Origin of the sequence: Streptomyces sp. NPDC093089 (assembly GCF_044754405.1) — a bacterium.
Lineage (GTDB): Bacteria > Actinomycetota > Actinomycetes > Streptomycetales > Streptomycetaceae > Streptomyces.
Map to the genome: position 1 here is coordinate 97,110 of NZ_JBIVPA010000009.1, position 17,927 is coordinate 115,036.

Below are 17,927 nucleotides of genomic sequence, written 5' to 3' on the forward strand. Positions count from 1 at the left end.
TCGGGTCCTGTGGTCGTGGCGGGTGCGTCAGGAGAGCCAGGTGGCGACCTGGGCGGCGGCCGTGCCGTGCCAGCCCAGTTCGAGGTGGTTGGCGGCTGCGACGGTGGCGGTGCCGCCGACGGTGGGGATGCCGGTGGTGTCGAGCGCGCTGGAGGTGAAGACGACGCCGTCGCTGGGTCCCCGGTTCTCGTTGAAGATGCCGACGATGTCGGCGGATCCGCCGGCGAGGAGGTAGGTGGTGACGGAGGCCGGGACGCCGGCGGCGTGCAGGGGGGCGATCAGCGATCCGGCGTCGATGGCGGCCTGGATGCCGCTGCCCGCGGTGTAGAAGCCCTGGCCGCCGTAGTAGGTCGTGTACCAGTCCTGGGCGGCGCCGTCGACTCCGTACACGCCGTCCCAGCGGGCCAGCATCTGCCGCTGACCGGGGTAGTTGTCCTGGCCGCCGGCCGGGGTCATGGAGTACTCGGGGTGTGGGGTGTAGAGGCCGTAGCAGGTCATGTGGGAGTGCGGGGAGGGCGCGTTGACCTTGCCTCCGCATTCCGGCCAGATGGAGAAGTCGTGGGCCCAGCCGTGGGCGTACGGGTAGTCGTAGCCGCCGTTGGGGCCGCCGAGGGTGATCAGGCGGCGTACGTCGCCGGCGTAGGCCCGGCCCCAGCTCGGCTTCAGGGAGGACACGTAGGCGCGGGTCGACATCTCGCCCTTGCTCCAGCCGACGAGGTCGACCTTGGTGACGCCCAGTTTGGCCTTGACGGCGGCGACGGCGTCGCCGACGATCTGCGCCTGCATCAGGTTGTCGCCCTGCTTGTGGGCGAAGCCGACGGCGAAGACGCGGTGGCCGCGCTGGGAGAGGTACTGCATGAGTCCGGTGGAGGGGCAGGAGGCGGCGCCGCAGCCGTAGCCGCCCGATTCGCCGGGGTTGGCCCAGGCGCGGTCCGCGGTGTCGTTGGCTCCGTGCACGAGGAGGACGGGTGTGGTGCGGCTTCCGGTGTTCCAGCCGGGGGCCGAGTAGAGCAGGAACCGGCCGGAGGAGGGCCGGGCGACACCGCCGAAGTACGTGACGCGCTTGCCGTCCTGGTCGCCGCGGCCGTCCGCCGGGAAGCCCTCGGTGCGGAATCCGGTGGTGCTGTCGGCGTAGCGCTCGACGCGCTCCCAGCCGTTGGTGACGGTCCCCGCCCCGTAGCCCGCTTCGAGCGTGAGGTACGAGGGCAGGGCGGCGGTGGCCGCCGTCGTACCGCTCGCGGCGGCGGGCGCCACCACGACGGCCGCCGCGACGACCCCCAGCACGGCCATCACCCGGGCGGCGCGCCCGCGCCACCGCCGTCCCGCACTCCGTCTGTCGGCCACGTCCCGACCTCCCCCACTCGTGCGCGCTCGGCGCGTCCCGCCCGCTGCCCGTCCCGGCCCCGGGTCCGCCCACGTTAGGCGGGCCGAACAGGCCAGGGCATAGGGGCACAACACATAAAGAGCGCCTCGGGCATGGTCGTCAGAGGCAGGGCGGGGACGAGGGCACCCGGGTACGGGGCACGGAGGAGACGGGGACACGCGGGTGCGGGGCACGGTGGGGACGGGCACCGCGGTACGGGGCGAGGGACGCGACACGAGGCCATGGCGACGGGGCGCACCTCCGCCACTCGAACTATGGTGTCCCACCACATACGCGGCTGACCTGCGACTTCCTACCGTGTGGCGACACCGAATCGTCCCCCGCTCACACGCCTGGAAGTGGTGCACATGGCCGCCGCAACAACCGCTCCGACGCCACCCGGATCCCTCCGGCGCATCGTCGCCGCCAGCCTGATCGGGACCACCATCGAGTGGTACGACTTCTTCCTGTACGGCTCCGCCGCGGCGCTCGTGTTCAACAAGCTGTTCTTCCCGGAGTCGGACCCGCTGGTCGGGACGCTGCTCTCGTTCCTGACGTACGCGGTCGGGTTCGCCGCCCGGCCGCTCGGGGCGCTCGTGTTCGGGCACTACGGAGACCGGCTCGGACGGAAGAAGCTGCTGGTCCTGAGCCTGCTGCTGATGGGCGGGGCGACGTTCGCGATCGGTCTGCTGCCGACGCACGCGACGATCGGGTCGGCGGCGCCGGTGCTGCTGACGGTGCTGCGGCTGGTGCAGGGCTTCGCGCTCGGCGGCGAATGGGGAGGCGCCGTACTGCTCGTGTCCGAGCACGGCGACGCGAAGCGGCGCGGGTTCTGGGCCTCCTGGCCGCAGACCGGCGCGCCGGCCGGTCAGTTGCTCGCGACCGGCGTGCTGTCCGCGCTGACGGCGCTCCTGTCGGACGCCGCGTTCCTCTCGTGGGGCTGGCGCGTTCCCTTCCTCCTGTCCGGCGTCCTGGTGATCGTCGGCCTGTGGATCCGTCTCTCGGTCGACGAGTCGCCCGTGTTCAAGGCGGCCCTCGCCGCCTCCGAGCAGCGCAAGGCGACCGCAGGGCAGGTGGAGAAGATGCCGCTGGTCGCCGTGATGCGGCACCACTGGCGGGACGTGCTGATCGCGATGGGCGCGCGGATGGCGGAGAACATCTCGTACTACGTGATCACCGCGTTCATCCTCGTGTACGCGACCACCCAGGTCGGCCTGACCAAGCAGACCGCCCTGAACGCCGTCCTGATCGCCTCGGCCGTCCACTTCGCCGTGATCCCCGCCTGGGGCGCGCTGTCGGACCGGATCGGCCGCCGGCCGGTGTACCTGATCGGCGCGGTCGGCGTCGGCGCGTGGATGTTCCCGTTCTTCGCGCTGATCGACCGGGGCACCTTCGGCTCGCTGCTCCTCGCCGTCACCGTCGGCCTGGTCCTGCACGGGGCGATGTACGCGCCGCAGGCGGCCTTCTTCTCGGAGATGTTCGCGACCCGGATGCGCTACTCCGGCGCCTCCATCGGCGCCCAGTTCTCCTCCGTGGCCGCCGGCGCACCCGCCCCGCTCATCGCCACCGCGCTCCTCGCCGACCACGGCGGCTCGACCCCGATCGCCCTGTACGTGATCGCCGCCGCCCTGCTCACGGTCATCGCCCTCGCCTGCGCCCGTGAGACCCGTGACCGGGACCTCGCCGAGATCGCCGAGGACGCCCCCGCGAACTCCCGCGTCGGCGCCGACGCCTGACCGCCGGCCCTGCCCCTGTCCCTGTCCCTGTCCCTGTCCCTGTCCCCAGCTTCTGCATCCGGCATCCGGCCCCGTGCCCCGCTCGACCCGAGCGGGGCACGGGGCCGTCCGCGTCACCTCCCGGTGACCGCGGCCGACATCGCGTGCAGGCGCAGCGCCAGCTGGATCTCCAGCGCGCGGGCCGGTGACTGCCAGTCCGGGCCGAGGAGCCGCCCGACCCGCTCCAGGCGCTGGGCGACCGTGTTGACGTGCACGTGGAGTTCGTCCTTGGTGCGGGCCGGGCTCATGCCGCTCGCGAAGTACGCCTCCAGGGTGCGCACCAGGTCGGTGCCCCGGCGCCGGTCGTACCCGACGACCTGGCCCACGGTCCGGTCGACGAAGCCGTCGATGTCGCGGCCGTCGGCGAGGAGGAGGCCCAGGAAGCCGAGGTCCTCCGCCGCCGCGCCCTGGCCGGACCGGTGCAGCAGGACCAGCACGTCCAGGCAGCGGCGGGCCTCTTCGTACGCGACGGCCACCTGGTCCGGTCGGTCGAGGAGCGTGCGGACGGGGGCGGACGCGCCGACGGTGACCGGCTCGCGCAGGGTGCCGCCGAGGTTCCTCGCGGTCTGCCGGGCGAGGTCGGCGGCGCTCTCGCCGGGGCCGAGCGGCAGCAGCAGGACCGTACCGCCGTCGCGGGCCGAGGCGAGTCCGTGCCGGGTGGCGGCCAGGTGCGAGGCGGCGGACCACAGCCGCTGGCGGTCGGCGCTCTCGCGGCGGCCCGCGTCGCCGTCCGGGTCGCCGTCGGCCCGGTCGATGCGCGCGGCGAGCACGACGTGCGGGGCCTCGCTGTCGGTGCGGAGCCGGGCGGCGCGCTCGCGGAGGAGGCGCCGGTCGCGGTCGGGGGCGTCCAGGAGGTCGTCGAGGAGTTCGCCGCGCACCCGCTGCTCGGCCTCGCCCGCCGAACGGCGGGCGAGCAGCAGCAGGGAGGTGACCAGGGCGGCCCGCTCCAGGGTGCGCTGGTCGACCGGGTCGAGCTCGGGCTGCCCGTGGAGGACGAGCGCCCCCAGGGTCTCGCCGCCCGCGGAGACGGCGGCCACCCAGTCGTCGCCGTCGCGGACGGCGTGCCCGTCGGCGCGGCGGGCCGGCCCCGCCTCCGTCTCGGTGAACTCCACGGTGCCGCCGAGGACCTCGGAGACGGCGTCGGCCACGTCGTGGACGCCGCCGCCGCGCAGGACCAGTTCGGAGAGGCGGTCGTGGACCTCCGAGGCCCGTTCGATGACGGCGCTGTGCTCGCGGATGATGCCGTTGGCCCGCTCCAGCTCCGCGAGGGCCGTGCGGGTCTCGGCGAGCAGGTTGGCCGTGTCGATGGCGACGGCGGCGTGCGCGGCGAACGAGCCGAGCAGCGCGACCTGTTCGCGCTCGAAGACCCTGGCCCTGCGGTCGGCGGCGAAGAGGACGCCGATGACCTGGCTGCCGATGCTGAGCGGGACGCCGAGGATGGCGACGAGGCCCTCGTCGCGCACCGCCGCGTCGATGGTGCGCGTGTGCTGGAAGCGCGGGTCCTCGAAGTAGTCCTCGGTGACGTACGGGCGGGCGGTCTGGGCGACGAGGCCGCCGAGTCCCTCGCCCATGCCCAGCCGGACCTGCTGGAACCGCGCGGAGACCGACCCCTCGGTGACCCGCATGTACGTGTCGCCGGCGGCGGGGTCGTTGAGGCTCAGGTAGGCGACCTCGGTGCCGAGGAGCGAGCGGGCGCGCTGCACGATGGCGCGCAGCACCGCGTCGAGGTCGCGGAGTCCCGCGAGGTCGTGGGCGGTGGCGAAGAGCGCGGACAGCTCCGCCTCGCGGCGTCGCCGGCCCTCCAGCTCGGCCCGGACGCGCAGGGCGAGCTGCTTGGCCTCTTCGAGTTCGGCCAGCGCCTCGGGGCCCGCGCCGCTCGCGCGGGCGAGCAGCACCGGCCGGTCGTAGGCCTCCGTCGCGGCTCCTCGGGCGAGGAGTTCCAGGTAGGAGACGTGTTCGTGGGGCATGGACACAGGGATACCTGCCGGACCTGTGATCGCACCACCCCTGTGGACGACCTTCGCGGAGTCGCGGTCAGTGGGCGGTCCAGCCGCCGTCGAGGGTCAGGGAGGTGCCGGTGATGAAGGAGGCCTGCGGGCTGCACAGGTAGAGGACGGCCTCCGCGACCTCGTCCGGTTCGATGAGCCGCTTGACGGCGGTGTCGCCGAGCAGCACCTCGGAGAGGACCCGTTCCGGCGGGATGCCGTGGGCGGCGGCCTGGTCGGCGATCTGGCGTTCGACGAGCGGCGTGCGGACGTAGCCGGGGCTGACGCAGTTGGAGGTGACGCCGTGCGGGGCGCCTTCCAGGGCGGCCGTCTTGGAGAGGCCCTCCAGGCCGTGCTTGGCGGCCACGTAGGCGGACTTGAACGCGGAGGCGCGCAGCCCGTGGACGGAGGAGATGTTGACGACGCGCCCCCAGCCCTGGCCGTACATGTGCGGCAGGGCGCCCCTGATGAGCCGGAACGGCGCTTCGAGCATGACCGTGAGCACCGTGTGGAAGACGTCCGGCGGGAAGTCCTCCAGGGGGCGGACGAGCTGCAGTCCGGCGTTGTTCACGAGGATGTCGGCGCCGACGGCGGACGCCTCCGCGGCGTCCAGGTCGGTGAGGTCGAGCAGCCGGGGTTCCAGGTCGCCCGGGAGCGCGGCGGCCTCGGCGGCCAGGGTCTCCAGGCCGTCGGCGGCCCGGTCGACGGCCCTGACCCGGGCGCCGGCGGCGGCGAGGCGCAGGGCGCAGGCGCGCCCGATGCCGCCGGCCGCGCCGGTGACGAGCGCGGTGCGGCCGGTGAGGTCGAGGGCGAGTCCGGCCGCGCGGGGCAGCGGCTCGGCGGGGTCGGTACCGAGGGCGGTGAGGGGTGCGCTCATGTTCCGCACCCTACGAAGGGCCCTCTCCCCCACCGATGTGCGTCGAGCCCATAGTTCAGCCGGACGCTGTGGTGCGGAACCATGTGGGCTCGTCGGCGAGCGCCTTCTCGATCCGGAGGTAGGAGAAGCGCTTCATCTCCGGCAGGTCGTCCACCTCGAACCAGCCGACCTCGGTCGACTCGTCGTCGTTGACCCGCGCCTCGCCGCCCACGGCCCGGCACCGGAAGGACACGTCCATGAACTGGCACACGTCGCCGTTCGGATAGACGACGGGCTTGCGCAGGGTCTCGACGAGCAGGACCCGCTCGACCTCGCAGCGCACCGCGGTCTCCTCGTACACCTCGCGGACCGCGCAGTCGGCGGGCTGCTCCCCCGGGTCGACGATGCCGCCGATGATCGCCCAGAGGCCGTTGTCGGCCCGCCGGCCGAGCAGCACCCGGCCCCGGTCGTCGAACACGACGGCGCTCACCCCGGGCAGGAAGAGGAGCTGGTGACCGGCGGTCTCGCGCAGGGCACGGATGAAGTCAGGGGTAGCCATGGACCGACCCTAGATCATCTACGGGCGGGGGCCGGTGGACCGGCCCCCGGCCCGGCTCACTCCGCCCGGCCGCGCCGGGCCCGTACCGCGCGGAAGGCCGACCAGCCGAGACCGGCGGCGGCCAGGGCCGCGAGCAGCGCCTCGGGCAGGGTGCCCATCCGGGTCGCCGGGGTGAGCGAGGAGCGCAGCGGCACCTTCTCGACCAGGACGTCCGGGGTGAACATCTTCGTCTCGGCGACGATCTCGCCGTCGGGGCGGATGATCGCGCTGACCCCGCTGGTGACGGGCACGACCACCGACCGGCTGTGCTCGACCGCCCGCACCCGGGACATCGCGAGCTGCTGGTAGGTCATCTCGCTGCGGCCGAAGGTGGCGTTGTTGCTGGGCACGGTGATGAGCTGCGCGCCGTGGGTGACGGTGTCGCGGACCGCCCAGTCGAACGCCGCCTCGTAGCAGGTGGCGAGGCCGACCTTGGTGCCGGCGAGGTCGAAGACGCCGACCTTCGTCCCGGCGCCGAAGTCGCGGCTCACCCGGTCGACGTTGCTGTTGAAGATCCGTACGAACGACCGCATCGGGATGTACTCGCCGAAGGGCTGGACGTGCCGCTTGTCGTACGTGGCGACGGGGCCGCGCCGCGGGTCCCACTCGATGAGCGTGTTGCGGAGCTTCCCGGTCTCGGGTGCGACGACGGCGCCGATCACGGTGGGCACGCCGATCGCCCGGACCGCGCCGTCGATGACGTCGGCCGCGTCGGCGTTCGCGTACGGGTCGATGTCGGAGGAGTTCTCCGGCCACAGGACGAAGTCGGGCTGCGGCTCGCGGCCCGCCTTCACGGCCTCGGCGAGTTCGCGGGTGCGGGCGACGTGGTTGTCGAGGACGGCGCGGCGCTGGGCGTTGAAGTCGAGGCCGAGGCGGGGCACGTTGCCCTGGACCGCGGCGACGGTGGCGGTGCCGTCCTCGGCGGAGTCGTCGACGAGCGGCAGCGCGGCGAGCGCCCCGGTGACCGGCAGGAGCACGGAGAGCGCGGCGGCGGCGAGCGGGCCGCGCGGGACGGTGCCGGTGGCCCGGTAGGCGCGGACCTGCCGGTACGCCTCGTACAGGCCGAAGCCGCAGAGGGCGACGGCGAAGCCGAGCACCGGGGTGCCGCCGACTGCGGCGAGCGGCAGGAAGACGCCGTCCGCCTGCCCGAACGCGATCTTCCCCCAGGGGAAGCCGCCGAACGGCACGCGCGCGCGTGCCCCCTCGGCGAGGATCCACACCCCGGCGGCGAAGAACGGCCACCAGGGCAGCCGGGAGACGGCCGCGATGCCGAGGCCCGCCGCGGCCACGAACAGCGCCTCGACGGCGGCGAGCGCGAGCCACGGTCCGGGGCCCACCTCCTCGCCGGTCCAGATCAGGAGCGGGAGCATGAAGCCGAGGCCCGCCAGGTACCCGAGCCCGAAGCCGGCGCGCAGGCGGCGGCCCCGCAGGGCCCAGCCGAGCAGGGCGAAGGCCGGCGGCGCGAGCCACCAGAGGGGGCGCGGCGGGAAGCTCAGGAAGAGCAGCAGCCCGGACAGCAGGGCCGCCCCGGGCCGCAGGAACCGCCGCAGCCGGAAACCCGGCGTGGGTGCGGAGTCGGCTCCGGACGCGTCGACAGGGGTGATGGTGGTGCTCACCTTGCGGAGTGTACGGGTCGCCCCTGTCCGCCGGACGTCCGGTCGGCGGGTCGTCGCCGCCTCCGGTCGCCCGTTCCGACCTGCGACGGAGCACGGCCCCGCGCCCGCGCGGCGGCCGGCCCGGCGCTCACGCGCCGGTGGGGGTGGGGGGCGTCGGCGGGGTCGGGTGGCGGAGGTGGTCGCGGATGACCCGGACCGCGGATTCGGCGTCGTCGACGGTGACGGTGAAGGTCCGTCCGTCGCCGAGGCGCAGGACCAGGCCCTCGCCGCGCCGGACGATGACGGCCGTGCCCTTCTCGGGGCGCCAGCGGTAGCCCCAGCCGCCCCACTGGCGCGGGGTGACGCTCGGCGCGAAGTCGGCGCCGACGATGTGGGAGAGGAGGATGCGGCGGCGCGGCACGCCGATGTGGCCGCAGCGGACCTCCATGGCGCGGTCGTCGACCTTCACGGCCACGTGGACGAACGCGAGGGTGCCGAAGAGGACGAGCAGTCCGGCCGCCACGCAGCCGATCACCGCCATGAGCAGCGCCGTGACGTCGGAGGTCCAGGGCGATTCGACGGCGAGGGTGATGCCGAGGGCCATGCAGGCGGCGCCGGCCGCGGCCGCGACCCACTGGAGGCGGTTGGTGGCGCGACCGGTCCAGACGACGGACGGCCGCTCGTCGGTCTGCCGGTACCGGTGGTGCTCCCTCATACAGGGAGAGTACCCAGCTTCGCGCCGCGCAGCGCGTCGGAGCGGGGTCGCCCCCTCACCCTCAGTGAGCGGGGGCGGTCGCCGCGAGGAGGCGGCCCTCTGCGTAGGCGAGGGCGGTGCCGGGGAGCTGTCCGGGCCGGCCGCTGAGGAGGACGGCGAGGGTGCCGGTGGGGTCGGCGTCGGGTGCGGGCTCGGCTCCGATGCGGCGCAGCGCCTGTGCGGCGACGGCGTCGGCGGAGCCGTGGAAGACGAGCGGCGGCAGTCCGGCCCGGCCGCGGGCCTCCAGGGCGGCGAGGACGCGCTCCTCGACCAGTTCGTAGTGGGTGCAGCCGAGGACGACGGCGCGGACGTCGGCCGGGGTGAGCGCGGCCGCGGCGGCGACCGCCCGGTCGACGGCGTCCCCGTCGGCGTGCTCCACGGCCTCGGCCAGGCCCGGGCAGGGCACCTCGGTGACGTCGGCACCGTCGGCGAAGTCGCGGATGAGACCGCGCTGGTAGGCACTGCCGGTGGTGGCCGGGGTGGCCCAGATGGCGACCTTGCCGCCGGCGGCGGCCGCGGGCTTGATCGCGGGTACGGTACCGATGACCGGAATGTCCGGTTCGAGGGCGGCGCGCAGGGTGGGCAGGGCGTGCACGGTGGCGGTGTTGCACGCCACGATCAGGGCCTGCGGCCGGTGCTCGGCGGCGGCGAGGGCGACGGCCAGCGCGCGTTCCGTGAGGTCCTCGGGCGTGCGCGGACCCCACGGCATGCCGTCGGGGTCGTTGGAGATGAGCAGATCCGCGTCCGGCCGGAGCCTGCGTACCGCGGCCGCCGCCGGGAGGAGGCCGATTCCGGAGTCCATGAGCGCGATCTTCACCCGGTCACCCTAGCCGATGAACCTCACGGGCCCGCCGATCTGGGGCAGACTGCCGCGAATGACCCCCCTCGCCTGGTTCGCGACCGGCTCGCTCGCCGTCTGGGTCTGGCTGCTCCTCGGCCAGGGCTTCTTCTGGCGCACGGATCAGCGGCTCCCCCCGACGCCTCGGCGGCTCCCCGCCTCCGCCCGACGCGACGGGGACGGCTCCCGGGAGGTCGAGGGGCCGGAGCGGTGGCCCCGGGTGGCCGTCGTGGTCCCCGCGCGGGACGAGGCCGACGTCCTGCCGCTGAGCCTGCCGTCGCTCCTCGGGCAGGACTACCCGGGTCCGGCGGAGGTCGTCCTGGTCGACGACGGGAGCACGGACGGCACGGGGCGCCTCGCAGCCGAGCTGGCGGGCCGCCACGGCGGACTTCCGCTGACGGTCGTGTCGCCGGGCGAGCCGGAACCCGGCTGGACGGGCAAGCTGTGGGCGCTCCGGCACGGCATGGCGCTGGCACGCGCGCGTGAGCCCGCCCCGGAGTTCCTCCTCCTCACGGACGCGGACATCTCCCACGGGCCGGACAGCCTGCGCCTCCTCGTGTCCGCCGCGGTGGCCCACGAGCTGGACCTGGTGTCCCAGATGGCCCGCCTCCGGGTCGTCAGCACCTGGGAGCGCCTCGTCGTGCCGGCCTTCGTCTACTTCTTCGCCCAGCTCTACCCGTTCCGCTGGATCAACCGCGCCCGCCCCCTGGCGACCGCGGCCGCGGGCGGCTGCGTGCTCCTCCGGACCGGGACGGCGGTCGCGGCGGCCGTCCCCGACTCGATCCGCCGAGCGGTGATCGACGACGTGTCCCTGGCCCGCGCGGTGCGCCGCTCGGGCGGCCGGATCTGGCTCGGCCTCGCCGATCACGTCGACAGCGTCCGCCCCTATCCCGGACTCGGCGAGCTGTGGCGCATGGTCTCGCGCAGCGCCTACGCCCAGCTGCGGAACAACCCCCTGCTCCTCGCGGGCACGGTCGCCGGACTCGTCGTGGTCTACCTGGTGCCGCCGGTGGCCCTCCTGGCGGGAGCGACCTCCGGCGATCCCGCGGCCGCCTGGGCCGGCGGCGCGGCCTGGGCCGTGATGACGGGGACGTACGTCCCGATGCTCCGCTACTACCGCCAGCCCCTCCTGCTCGCCCCGCTCCTCCCCTTCACCGCCTTCCTCTACCTCCTGATGACGGTGGACTCCGCGGTGCAGCACTACCGGGGCCGGGGCGCGGCGTGGAAGGGCCGTACCTACACCGCGAACCACGTGTCCCCAAGCGGGGAGTGACACCTCACTCCGGTCACTCCGGTCACCCCGGTCACGCCGGTCACTGCGGTCACTGCGGTCACTGCGGTCACCCCGGTCACCCCGGTCACCCCGGTCACCCCGGTCACCCCAGGGAAGATAGTTGCAGGAGCCCAATATCAGCTCAAGCCGATATTCGGCTCGATGTCGTATCCTGGATCCAGTCGCACCCGGAAGGAGACACGGACCCATGACCGCCACCGACCCCGCACTCACCGCCCTCGCGAGCGGATGGGGAGCCCTGTCCCTCCTGCACGGCAGGATCGAGACGCACATCGAGCGCGCCCTGCAGTCCGGACACGACCTGAGCGTCCGGGAGTACTCCCTGCTCGACGTGCTCAGCCGCCAGCACGACGGGGTGGGCGGGCACCTGCAGATGAAGCAGGTCGCCGACGCGGTGGTGCTCAGCCAGAGCGCGACGACCCGCCTGGTCAGCCGGCTCGAGGACCGCGGACTGCTGTCCCGGTACCTGTGCCCGACCGACCGGCGCGGCATCTACACGGACGTCACCCCCACCGGTCTGGCGCTGCTCGAAGAGGCCCGGCCGACCAACGACACCGCCCTGCGCGAGGCGCTCGACGAGGCCGCCGCCCACCCCGAGCTGGCCTTCCTGGTCTCGGCGGTGAAGTCCGGCGACGCACCGTCGGACCGCGTCTGACACCAGCGCGGCACACCCGCCCCCACCGCACACCCCAGAGCACCGTCACGCCCTCCGTGACGGTGCTCTGTCGTGCGCGGCGCCCTCGCGCCGCGTAACACCCGCGCACCGCCGCCCTGGACGGGCCAACCCGCCACCCACGGACGAGCCCGCCCGACATGACCCCGCACGCCATCCAGGCAACCACCTTCCGCCCATATCCCGACCCCACGGATTATCCGCGCTTGCATTTATCTCGCGCATGCAACTATTGTTAGAGCCCGCTAGGAGCTCACTCAAGCAAACCAAGGAAGGGTCGGGCTCATGCCTCTCGCACTTCTCGCCCTGGCCGTCGGCGCCTTCGGCATCGGCACCACGGAATTCGTGATCATGGGCCTGCTGCCCGAGATCGCCGCCGACTACGGGGTCACCATCCCGACGGCGGGCCTGCTGGTCACCGGCTACGCGCTCGGCGTGGTCATCGGTGCCCCGGTGCTGACGGTGCTCGGCAACAAGGTCAGCCGGAAGCGGATGCTCATGGTGCTGATGGGCCTGTTCGTGCTGGGCAACGTGGTCTCGGCGCTCGCCCCGTCCTTCGGGATGATGCTGGCCGGCCGGGTGGTCGCGTCGCTCGCGCACGGCTCGTTCTTCGGCATCGGCTCCGTCGTGGCCGCCGGGCTCGTCGCGCCGGACAAGAAGGCCGGCGCCATCGCCACGATGTTCACCGGACTGACGGTCGCCAACATCGTGGGCGTGCCGCTGGGCACCTTCATCGGACAGGCGGTCGGCTGGCGCACGACCTTCGCCATCGTCGCCGCGCTCGGCGTGGTCGGCCTCTTCGGCATCGCCCGGCTCGTGCCGGCCATGCCGCGCCCCGAGGGCGCCCGGCTGCGCGGGGAGCTGACCGCGTTCCGCAACCCGCAGGTGCTGCTGGCGATGGCGATGACCGTGCTCGGCTTCGGCGGCGTCTTCGCCGCGATCACCTACATCGCGCCGATGATGACCGAGGTGACCGGATACTCCGACGGCGCCGTCACCTGGCTCCTCGTCCTGTTCGGCGTCGGCATGTTCCTCGGGAACCTGCTGGGCGGCCGGTACGCCGACCGCGCGCTGATGCCCATGCTGTACGGCACGCTCGGCGGGCTGGCGGTCGTGCTGGCGCTGTTCCCGGTGTTCGCGCACAGCAAGGTCCTCGCCGCGCTCGCCATCCTGCTGGTCGGGGCGCTCGGCTTCGCCACCGTGCCGCCGCTGCAGAAGCGCGTGCTCGACCAGGCGCACGGCGCCCCGACGCTGGCCTCCGCCGTCAACATCGGCGCCTTCAACCTGGGCAACGCGCTGGCCGCCTGGCTGGGCGGGCTCGTCATCGCCGCCGGCTTCGGCCTCACGTCCCCGAACTGGGTCGGCGCGGTCCTCGCCGCCGCCGCTCTGGGCCTCGCGTTCCTGTCCGCGGCCCTGGAGCGCCGTACGCCCGCGGTCGACGCAGCCACCGCCGCCGACGCCGCCGTCCGGACCCCCGTACTCCACTGACCTCGCCTCCCCCTCCCCTCCCCCACGCGACCCGCACACCACTCCCAGGAGAAGCGCCATGAGCACGACCACCCTGACCCCGCTGACCACCGCCGACGCCGAGACGCTGATCTCCGCCGCGCAGCGCGCCGCCGAGGCGGCCGGAGTGACGGTGAGCGTCACCGTCCTCGACGCCGGCGGGCACCTGCTGGCCTTCCGCCGTGACGACCGGGCGGTCCTGGTCTCGGGCGAGACCAGCACCCGCAAGGCGTACACCGCGCTCCAGCTGAACGCCCCGACGGCCGACCTGGTCGACCTGGTCAAGCCGGAGGGCCCGTTCCACACGCTGTCCACCGCGCTCGACCGGCCGCTGCTGTTCATCGCCGGCGGCGTCCCCGTCCACCGCGACGGCCGCCTCGTCGGCGCCGTCGGTGTCGGCGGCGGCGCCCCCGAGCAGGACGACGCCTTCGCCCGTACCGCGGTCGAGGAGCTGTCCCGATGACCCGCACCCCGCAGCAGGTGTTCGCCGACCACGGCGACCGCCTCGGCACCGGCGACCTCGACCTGATCAGCCGGAACTACACGGAGGACGCGGTCTTCGTCACTCCCGAGGGCGTCCTGACCGGCCGCGCGGGCGTACGGGAGGGCATCGGCCGACTCCTCGCCGACCTGCCCGACGCCGAGTGGCGGCTCGCCCCGCAGTTCGCCGGGGACGTCCTGTTCCTGCAGTGGACCGCGACCGGAGACGCCCACGAGGTCCTCGACGGCGTCGACACCTTCGTCTTCCGCGACGGGCTCATCAGCGCCCAGACCGTCCGCTGCACCCTCACCCCCCGCACCGCGTAAGGAAGCACCGCTCACCATGGCACCCTCCGCCGTTCCCACCGTCACGCTGAACAACGGCGTCGAGATCCCCCAGCTCGGCTTCGGCGTCTTCCAGGTCCCCGACGACGAGACCGCCGCCGCCGTGACCGCCGCGCTGGAGACCGGCTACCGCAGCATCGACACCGCCGCCATCTACGGCAACGAGGCCGGCGTCGGCCGGGCGCTGGCCGCGTCCGGGCTGCCCCGCGACGAGCTGTTCGTCACCACCAAGCTGTGGAACGCCGACCAGGGCTACGACGCCACGCTGCGCGCCTTCGACGCCTCGCTCGACAAGCTCGGCCTCGACCACGTCGACCTGTACCTGATCCACTGGCCGACGCCCGCCCGCGACCTGTACCTCGACTCCTGGCGCGCCATCGAGCGCCTGGCCGCCGAGGGCCGCGTCCGTGCCGCCGGCGTCTCCAACTTCCAGCCCGACCACCTGCGGCGGCTGATGGAGGACGCGACGCCGACCCCCGCCGTCAACCAGGTCGAGCTGCACCCCGGCCTCCAGCAGGCGGAGCTGCGCGCGTTCCACGCCGGGCACGGGATCGTCACCGAGGCGTGGAGCCCGCTCGCCCAGGGCGCGGTCCTCGGCGAGCGCGTCCTCACCGACCTGGCCGCCCGGTACGGCAAGTCGCCCGCCCAGGTCGTGCTCCGCTGGCACCTCCAGCTCGGCAACGTCGTCATCCCCAAGTCGGTCACCCCGGCCCGCATCCGGGAGAACTTCGACGTCTTCGACTTCTCCCTGACCGACGAGGAGATGCGGTCCGTGTCCGCGCTCGACCGCGGCATGCGCACCGGCCCGCACCCCGACGAGCTCAACTGAGCCCGCACCCCCACCCCCGCGGGGCCCCGCCCCGGGCAGACCGCCCGGCGCGGGGCCCCGCGCCCGTCCGGAAAGGACCCGCCGTGACTTCCCCCCATCCCGGGCTCGCGCGCCTGGCCCCCGCCCCCTCGTCCGGGCGCCTCACCCTCGGACTCGAACTCCCGCTCGACAACGACTGGGGTCGCGCCGGTGCGGGCGCCGACGGTACGGCCGACCGGCCCTTCGGCGTGCCCGACCTGACCGGGCACACCGAGCGCGCCCGGCTCGCCGACCGGCTCGGGTTCGCCGCCCTGTGGCTGCGCGACGTGCCGCTGTACGACCCGGTGGCGTTCGGCGACGCGGGCTCGCTCTTCGAGACCTTCACCCACCTCGGCCACCTGGCCGCCGTCACCGAGCGGATCGTCCTCGGTACGGGTGCCGTCGTGCTGCCCCTGCGCGAGCCCCTGCTCGTCGCCAAGGCGGCGGCCACCGTCGACGTCCTGTCGGGCGGCCGCATGCTGCTCGGCCTGGCCAGCGGGGACCGCCCGGTGGAGTACCCGCTGTTCGAGCGCGACTTCCACGCCCGGGGAGCCGCCTTCCGCGAAGGGGTCGAGACCCTGCGCGCGGCCTGGCGCGGCGGCCCGCTGGTACTCGGCCGGGCCGACCTCGAAGCGGACCGGCGGCTGGAGGTCCTGCCCAAGCCCCTCGCGCCCACGGGCATCCCGATCGCCGTCGCGGGCGGTGCGCAGCAGACCCCGGAGTGGATCGCCGAGCACGCCGACGCCGCCCTCCGGTACCCCCGCGACCTGGGCGCGCTGCGGCTGAAGGCACGCGAGTGGCGGGAGCTCACGGGAGGCGGTGGCAAGCCGTACCTGACGCCCATGGTGCTGCACCTGTGCGAGGACCCGGCCGCCCCGCCCCGCCCGATCCGGCTGGGCCTCAGCACCGGGAGCCGCGCCCTCACCGATCACCTGGGGCGGATGGCCGAGCCAGGCGTCGCCCACGTCTCGTTCAACCTCCGGCCGAACGAGCGGCCCGTGGACGAGGTGCTGCACGAGCTCGCCGAGGACGTCCTGCCCCACTTCCCGACGCCGTCGGGACAACAGGCTCCCCGAGGGCGAGTTCGGGCAGACCCGAAGGAGTGATCGGGCACTCAGGAATGGGAGTTGGGGCAGAAGGCGGGGGCGGACGGCACACGGTGGCACAGTGGATCGAGCCTTTTCCGCGCGGGCATTCGGCCGGATCAAACTCGGTTTTCCGTTACTCCCGGAAGAAGGCTCCGTGAAGCATGTCGTGTGCAGCTTGTGGATGACATCCCGAGAACCGGTGAACGCCGGAACGACGGGCCCGTACCGCCGGTACCCCGAATGCCCGGCAGGTGTCGCCCTTTGTAGCTCGTCCGTCACTTCTTGTTGACCGGGGGACCCTCGGGAATCCCCGATGTTAACGGGTTCTTTAACGAGGTTTTGGCAGGTCAGGCGGACAAAACCAGCGTAAATCGGATGAGCGCAAGAAGGGGGCTCCCCAACCGGCACATCGTGGGCTTAACTTATGTGCCATGACCTCCCCCCGCTCCACCTATGGAGGCGGTTACTACACCGCGCCGTCCTTCCCGGACACCCCCATCTACGACTCCCTGGTCGCGGAGCGGGGCACTCCTCAGATCGCCCCGATCCGAGTGCCCGCCGCCTACGACACCGGCAGCAGCTTCTCCGGAAGCGGCTCGTACCTGCCGGCGCTCCCCTCGGCGCTGCCCGCCCTCCCGGCGGCACCCAGCCCGCAGCCCTCGCCCTCGTACGGCGGCGGCGGCGGTTACGGCTACCCCCAGCCCTCGCCGCAGATGGCCCCCGTGCCCCTGCAGCACGCGCCGGCCCCGTACATCCCGCAGCAGCCGGTGGCCCCGCGCGGCTACCAGCCCGGCTCGTACCCGCAGCCGGCCCGCCCGGCGCCCGCGGGATACGAGGCGATGCGTCCGGCGGCCCCCCGGCCCGCGCCGGTCCCCTCGCCCGCACCCTACGACGACCCGTACAACCGTCCTTACCAGGGCGGGGGTTACTGAGGGCTCCCGCCACCGGCCGACGTCGGGGCCGGAGCGGCTGGCAGGATGACGGCATGCCGACTCCTGTTCTCCGCTCCGTCCACGTCCACCCGGTGAAGGCCATGCGCGCGCTCGCGCCCACGGAGGCCGAGGTGCAGCCCTGGGGGCTGGCCGGGGACCGCCGCTGGGCCGTCGTCGACGGCACGGGCAAGGTCGTGACCCAGCGCCGTCACCCCCGGATGGCGCTGGCCACCGCCGAGCTGCTGCCGGACGGCGCGGTCGTCCTGTCCGCGCCCGGCCACCCTCCGCTGACGGTCGGGGTACCGCACCCCTCGGCCACGGTCACGGTGGAGATCTTCGACAAGTACGTGGAGGCGGTTCCGGCCGGCGCCGAGGCCGCCGCGTGGCTGTCGGCGTACCTGGAGTGCGAGGCCGCGCTCGTGCACATGGACGCGCCCGAGCACCGGCGCCCGGTCGACCCGGCCTACGCGCTGCCCGGCGAGACGGTGAGCTTCGCGGACGGGTACCCCCTGCTCGTCGCCGCCACGTCCTCGCTCGACGCGCTGAACTCCCTGATCGCGCAGGGGGACCACGCCCACGAGGGCCCGCTGCCGATGAACCGGTTCCGGCCGAACCTGGTGATCGAGGGGACCGCGCCCTGGGCGGAGGACGGTTGGACGCGGCTCGCCGTCGGAGAGGTCACCTTCCGGGTCGCCAGGCCGTGCGGCCGCTGCGTCGTCACCACGACGAACCAGCTCACCGCCGAGCGCGGCAAAGAACCGCTGCGGACCCTCGCCCGGCACCGCAAGAACGACGGCCGGGTGATCTTCGGCCAGAACCTCGTCCCCGAGCACACCGGCACGGTCCGGGTCGGCGACGCCGTGAAGATCATCGACTGACTCTCGGCTCGCGCCCCTCCGCTCGCGCCCTCCCCTCTCGGCTCTCCCGCCCGCACCTCTCGGCTCGCGCCCCTCCGCCGCCACTTCTCCGCTCCGACAGGCGGGGAACCGGGCCCCGGG

17 protein-coding genes are annotated in these 17,927 nt (G+C 73.8%); 10 read left to right on the forward strand and 7 right to left on the reverse strand.

Annotated elements, in window-relative coordinates:
• Positions 1 to 27 precede the first annotated feature (27 nt).
• Positions 28 to 1,344, reverse strand: coding sequence for an esterase/lipase family protein (locus tag ACIQFX_RS21865; RefSeq protein ID WP_402465820.1), 1,317 nt, complete (start codon positions 1,342 to 1,344; stop codon positions 28 to 30).
• A 387-nt stretch (positions 1,345 to 1,731) separates the two neighbouring features.
• On the opposite strand from ACIQFX_RS21865, the gene ACIQFX_RS21870 reads away from it, so the two are divergent.
• A complete protein-coding gene (locus tag ACIQFX_RS21870; RefSeq protein ID WP_402465823.1) occupies positions 1,732 to 3,099 on the forward strand; it encodes an MFS transporter in 1,368 nt (455 codons plus the stop codon).
• A gap of 113 nt (positions 3,100 to 3,212) precedes the next feature.
• Here ACIQFX_RS21870 and ACIQFX_RS21875 read toward each other — a convergent pair whose 3' ends face one another.
• The 6 genes from ACIQFX_RS21875 to ACIQFX_RS21900 form a co-directional block, all read right to left on the reverse strand.
• Positions 3,213 to 5,105: a helix-turn-helix domain-containing protein gene (locus ACIQFX_RS21875; protein WP_402465826.1), complete on the reverse strand. Its 1,893-nt coding sequence runs from the start codon at positions 5,103 to 5,105 to the stop codon at positions 3,213 to 3,215.
• A 67-nt stretch (positions 5,106 to 5,172) separates the two neighbouring features.
• Entirely contained in the window at positions 5,173 to 6,000 is an 828-nt protein-coding gene (locus ACIQFX_RS21880) for a 3-hydroxybutyrate dehydrogenase (RefSeq protein ID WP_402465828.1), read from the reverse strand.
• A 55-nt stretch (positions 6,001 to 6,055) separates the two neighbouring features.
• Positions 6,056 to 6,538 carry an NUDIX domain-containing protein gene (locus ACIQFX_RS21885; RefSeq protein ID WP_376489299.1) on the reverse strand — a complete coding sequence of 161 codons (483 nt, stop codon included), beginning with the start codon at positions 6,536 to 6,538 and terminating at the stop codon, positions 6,056 to 6,058.
• A gap of 56 nt (positions 6,539 to 6,594) precedes the next feature.
• Positions 6,595 to 8,193 carry an apolipoprotein N-acyltransferase gene (lnt, locus tag ACIQFX_RS21890; protein ID WP_402465833.1) on the reverse strand — a complete coding sequence of 533 codons (1,599 nt, stop codon included), beginning with the start codon at positions 8,191 to 8,193 and terminating at the stop codon, positions 6,595 to 6,597.
• Between the two features lie 127 nt (positions 8,194 to 8,320).
• A complete protein-coding gene (locus tag ACIQFX_RS21895; protein WP_402465836.1) occupies positions 8,321 to 8,887 on the reverse strand; it encodes a hypothetical protein in 567 nt (188 codons plus the stop codon).
• Positions 8,888 to 8,948: 61 nt separating this feature from the next.
• Positions 8,949 to 9,743, reverse strand: coding sequence for a glutamate racemase (locus ACIQFX_RS21900; protein WP_402465839.1), 795 nt, complete (start codon positions 9,741 to 9,743; stop codon positions 8,949 to 8,951).
• 58 nt (positions 9,744 to 9,801) lie between these two features.
• Here ACIQFX_RS21900 and ACIQFX_RS21905 point away from each other — a divergent pair, with 58 nt between their 5' ends.
• From ACIQFX_RS21905 to ACIQFX_RS21945, 9 genes are all read left to right on the forward strand, one after another.
• Positions 9,802 to 11,037 carry a glycosyltransferase gene (locus tag ACIQFX_RS21905; RefSeq protein WP_402465842.1) on the forward strand — a complete coding sequence of 412 codons (1,236 nt, stop codon included), beginning with the start codon at positions 9,802 to 9,804 and terminating at the stop codon, positions 11,035 to 11,037.
• A 208-nt stretch (positions 11,038 to 11,245) separates the two neighbouring features.
• Positions 11,246 to 11,713, forward strand: a complete 468-nt coding sequence (locus ACIQFX_RS21910; protein WP_402465845.1) for a MarR family winged helix-turn-helix transcriptional regulator — start codon at positions 11,246 to 11,248, stop codon at positions 11,711 to 11,713.
• A 303-nt stretch (positions 11,714 to 12,016) separates the two neighbouring features.
• Positions 12,017 to 13,219: an MFS transporter gene (locus tag ACIQFX_RS21915; protein WP_402465849.1), complete on the forward strand. Its 1,203-nt coding sequence runs from the start codon at positions 12,017 to 12,019 to the stop codon at positions 13,217 to 13,219.
• Positions 13,220 to 13,277: 58 nt separating this feature from the next.
• On the forward strand, positions 13,278 to 13,700 hold the full coding sequence (locus tag ACIQFX_RS21920) for a heme-binding protein (RefSeq protein WP_402465851.1): 423 nt from the start codon (positions 13,278 to 13,280) through the stop codon (positions 13,698 to 13,700).
• Complete coding sequence (locus tag ACIQFX_RS21925) at positions 13,697 to 14,044, forward strand: nuclear transport factor 2 family protein (RefSeq protein WP_402465854.1); 348 nt, start codon at positions 13,697 to 13,699, stop codon at positions 14,042 to 14,044. The genes ACIQFX_RS21920 and ACIQFX_RS21925 overlap by 4 nt, the downstream gene beginning before the upstream one ends.
• A gap of 16 nt (positions 14,045 to 14,060) precedes the next feature.
• Positions 14,061 to 14,891: an aldo/keto reductase gene (locus ACIQFX_RS21930; protein WP_402465857.1), complete on the forward strand. Its 831-nt coding sequence runs from the start codon at positions 14,061 to 14,063 to the stop codon at positions 14,889 to 14,891.
• An 83-nt stretch (positions 14,892 to 14,974) separates the two neighbouring features.
• The gene (locus ACIQFX_RS21935; RefSeq protein WP_402465860.1) at positions 14,975 to 16,015 is read left to right on the forward strand and encodes a TIGR03571 family LLM class oxidoreductase; all 1,041 of its coding nucleotides are present in this window, start codon (positions 14,975 to 14,977) and stop codon (positions 16,013 to 16,015) included.
• A 413-nt stretch (positions 16,016 to 16,428) separates the two neighbouring features.
• The gene (locus ACIQFX_RS21940; RefSeq protein WP_402465863.1) at positions 16,429 to 16,929 is read left to right on the forward strand and encodes a DUF6643 family protein; all 501 of its coding nucleotides are present in this window, start codon (positions 16,429 to 16,431) and stop codon (positions 16,927 to 16,929) included.
• A gap of 53 nt (positions 16,930 to 16,982) precedes the next feature.
• Entirely contained in the window at positions 16,983 to 17,807 is an 825-nt protein-coding gene (locus ACIQFX_RS21945; protein WP_402465866.1) for an MOSC domain-containing protein, read from the forward strand.
• Positions 17,808 to 17,927 lie beyond the last annotated feature (120 nt).

Coding starts and splice junctions, on each gene's coding strand:
- ACIQFX_RS21880 (WP_402465828.1), bottom strand. CDS start 6,000: ATGAGCGCACCCCTCACCGCCCTCGGTACCGACCCCGCCGAGCCGCTG.
- ACIQFX_RS21905 (WP_402465842.1), top strand. CDS start 9,802: ATGACCCCCCTCGCCTGGTTCGCGACCGGCTCGCTCGCCGTCTGGGTC.
- ACIQFX_RS21930 (WP_402465857.1), top strand. CDS start 14,061: ATGGCACCCTCCGCCGTTCCCACCGTCACGCTGAACAACGGCGTCGAG.
- ACIQFX_RS21870 (WP_402465823.1), top strand. CDS start 1,732: ATGGCCGCCGCAACAACCGCTCCGACGCCACCCGGATCCCTCCGGCGC.
- ACIQFX_RS21895 (WP_402465836.1), bottom strand. CDS start 8,887: ATGAGGGAGCACCACCGGTACCGGCAGACCGACGAGCGGCCGTCCGTC.
- ACIQFX_RS21945 (WP_402465866.1), top strand. CDS start 16,983: ATGCCGACTCCTGTTCTCCGCTCCGTCCACGTCCACCCGGTGAAGGCC.
- ACIQFX_RS21885 (WP_376489299.1), bottom strand. CDS start 6,538: ATGGCTACCCCTGACTTCATCCGTGCCCTGCGCGAGACCGCCGGTCAC.
- ACIQFX_RS21915 (WP_402465849.1), top strand. CDS start 12,017: ATGCCTCTCGCACTTCTCGCCCTGGCCGTCGGCGCCTTCGGCATCGGC.
- ACIQFX_RS21875 (WP_402465826.1), bottom strand. CDS start 5,105: ATGCCCCACGAACACGTCTCCTACCTGGAACTCCTCGCCCGAGGAGCC.
- ACIQFX_RS21910 (WP_402465845.1), top strand. CDS start 11,246: ATGACCGCCACCGACCCCGCACTCACCGCCCTCGCGAGCGGATGGGGA.
- ACIQFX_RS21920 (WP_402465851.1), top strand. CDS start 13,278: ATGAGCACGACCACCCTGACCCCGCTGACCACCGCCGACGCCGAGACG.
- ACIQFX_RS21940 (WP_402465863.1), top strand. CDS start 16,429: ATGACCTCCCCCCGCTCCACCTATGGAGGCGGTTACTACACCGCGCCG.
- ACIQFX_RS21925 (WP_402465854.1), top strand. CDS start 13,697: ATGACCCGCACCCCGCAGCAGGTGTTCGCCGACCACGGCGACCGCCTC.